The following is a 2,531-nucleotide window of genomic DNA, read 5'->3' on the forward strand; positions in this document are numbered from 1 at the left end:
GGACAGGCCCACGCGCGGTGACCCCCAGCGCGCCGAGCACGACCGGGACTGGCTCGGCCGCGGCGCCCTCTCCTTCCTCGCCGAGGCCTCCGACCTCCTCGCGGGACAGCTCGACGAGGACCTCGTCGCCGCGCTCGCCGGACAGCTGATCGTGCCGAGGCTTGCCGACTGGTGCGCCGTATGGCTGGAGGACGAGGCGACGGGCCGCGGCGGCGGCTGGGGCGAGGGCGCCGGCGCCGGGCCGCGCCTCGCCCGGGTCTGGCACGGCAGCGAGAACCGCATCGAGGAGCTGCGCGGCGCCCTGGAGAAGGACCCGCCCCGCCCGCCGGACACCTTGCGGCCCGTGTCCTACCCCTGGCCCGCCGACGCACTGGGCCCGCACGGCACCCACGGCGCGGCACTGGCGTACCGGCTGATCGCGGGCGGCCGGCCGCTCGGCACGCTCGTCATCGGACGGTCCGGGCTGCCCCGCTTCCCCGACGAGGTCACCGGCCTGGTCGAGGACCTCAGCCGCCGCGTCGCGCTCGCCATCGGCGCGGCCCGCCAGTACGCCCGCCAGGCCACCATCAGCCGCGTCCTCCAGCGCGGCCTGCTGCCCGGCGCCGTCGCCGAGATCCCCGGCGTGCACAGCGCCCTCGTCTACGAACCGTGCGACAAGGGCGGCCCCAGCGGCGACTTCTACGACCTCTTCCCGGCCGGTGACGGCCGCTGGTGCTTCGCCCTCGGCGACGTCCAGGGCAAGGGCCCCGAGGCCGCCGTCGTCATCGGACTCGCGCGCCCCTGGTTGCGCCTCCTCGCCCGCGAGGGCTACCGCGTCGCCGACGTCCTCGACCGCCTCAACCAGCTCCTCCTCGACGACGCCACCGAGGCCGCCGACGCGGCCGCCCACGCGATGGTGGCGGCGGGCGGCATGCCGGGCCCGGTCGGCGACGGCCCCCGCTTCCTCTCCCTCCTCTACGGCGAGCTGGTCCCCTTCGACGGCGGCGTCCGCTGCACCCTCGCCTCCGCCGGACACCCGCTGCCGCTGCTCCTCGGCCCGGACGGCACCGTCGGCACGGCAGCCCGCCCGCAGACCCTCCTCGGGGTCGTCGAGGACGTCACGTACACCAGCGAGACCTTCGAACTGCGGCCCGGCGACAGCCTGTTGTGCGTCACCGACGGGGTGACCGAGCGGCGCTCCGGCTCCGTCCAGTTCGACGACGGCGACGGGCTCGCGACCGCGCTCGCCGGGTGCGCGGGGCTGAGCGCCGAGCTGATCGCGGAGCGGATCAAACGCCTCGTCCACGAGTTCGGCGGCCGCCCGCCGGAGGACGACATGGCCCTGCTGGTGCTCCAGGCCGAGTAGTCCTCGCCGGTGCTGGACAATGGAAGGCATGCCTTCCGCACTCCCCGACGGCGATCCCGTCCCCGAAGACGGCGCACTGCCCGCACAGGCGCTCGCCGGGACCGCCGACCGCCCCCTCGGGTTCTATCTGCACGTCCCGTACTGCGCGACCCGCTGCGGCTACTGCGACTTCAACACCTACACGGCGACCGAGCTGCGCGGCACGGGCGGAGTGCTGGCCTCCCGCGACAACTACGCGGACACCCTGATCGACGAGGTCCGCCTGGCCCGCAAGGTCCTCGGCGACGACCCCCGCCCGGTCCGCACGGTCTTCGTCGGCGGCGGCACCCCCACCTTGCTCGCGGCGGGCGATCTCGTACGGATGCTGGGCTCGATCCGCGACGAGTTCGGCCTGGCGCCGGACGCGGAGATCACGACGGAGGCGAACCCGGAGTCGGTGGACCCCGCCTACCTCGCGGCCCTCCGCGACGGCGGCTTCAACCGCGTCTCCTTCGGCATGCAGAGCGCGAAACAGCACGTACTGAAGGTGCTGGACCGCACCCACACCCCCGGCCGCCCCGAGGCCTGCGTCGCGGAGGCCCGCGCGGCCGGCTTCGACCACGTCAACCTCGACCTGATCTACGGCACCCCCGGCGAGAGCGACGACGACTGGCGCGCGTCCCTCGACTCCGCCCTCGGCGCCGGCCCCGACCACATCAGCGCGTACGCCCTGATCGTCGAGGAGGGCACCCAGCTCGCGCGCCGCATCCGCCGCGGCGAGGTCCCCATGACGGACGACGACGTCCACGCCGACCGCTATCTGATCGCCGACGAGGTGATGTCGGCGGCGGGCTTCGACTGGTACGAGGTGTCCAACTGGGCGACGTCGAATTCCGGCCGTTGTCTCCACAACGAGCTGTACTGGCGCGGCGCCGACTGGTGGGGCGCGGGCCCCGGAGCGCACTCCCACGTCGGCGGCGTCCGCTGGTGGAACGTGAAGCACCCGGGCGCGTACGCGGGGGCCCTGGCCTCCGGCCGCTCACCGGGCGCGGGCCGGGAGATCCTCTCGGCGGAGGACCGCCGGGTGGAGCGCATCCTCCTGGAGCTGCGGCTGCGGGAGGGGGCCCCGCTGGACCTGCTCCGGCCGGAGGGGCTCGCGGCTTCGCGCCGGGCGCTCGGGGAGGGGCTGCTGGAGGCGGGGCCGTAC

The 2,531-nt window shown here is 75.1% G+C and carries 2 protein-coding genes; both read left to right on the forward strand.

The window, feature by feature from the left end; all coding sequences use genetic code 11:
• Positions 1-1,345: PP2C family protein-serine/threonine phosphatase (locus AC31A1_RS49970; protein ID WP_489659686.1), on the forward strand; the 1,345-nt coding region annotated here is incomplete at its 5' end.
• A gap of 28 nt (positions 1,346-1,373) precedes the next feature.
• Positions 1,374-2,531 (forward strand): radical SAM family heme chaperone HemW (gene hemW / locus AC31A1_RS49975; RefSeq protein ID WP_489659687.1); only part of this gene is annotated, 1,158 nt, incomplete at its 3' end.

This window comes from Streptomyces sp. P5F9 (genome assembly GCF_057961495.1).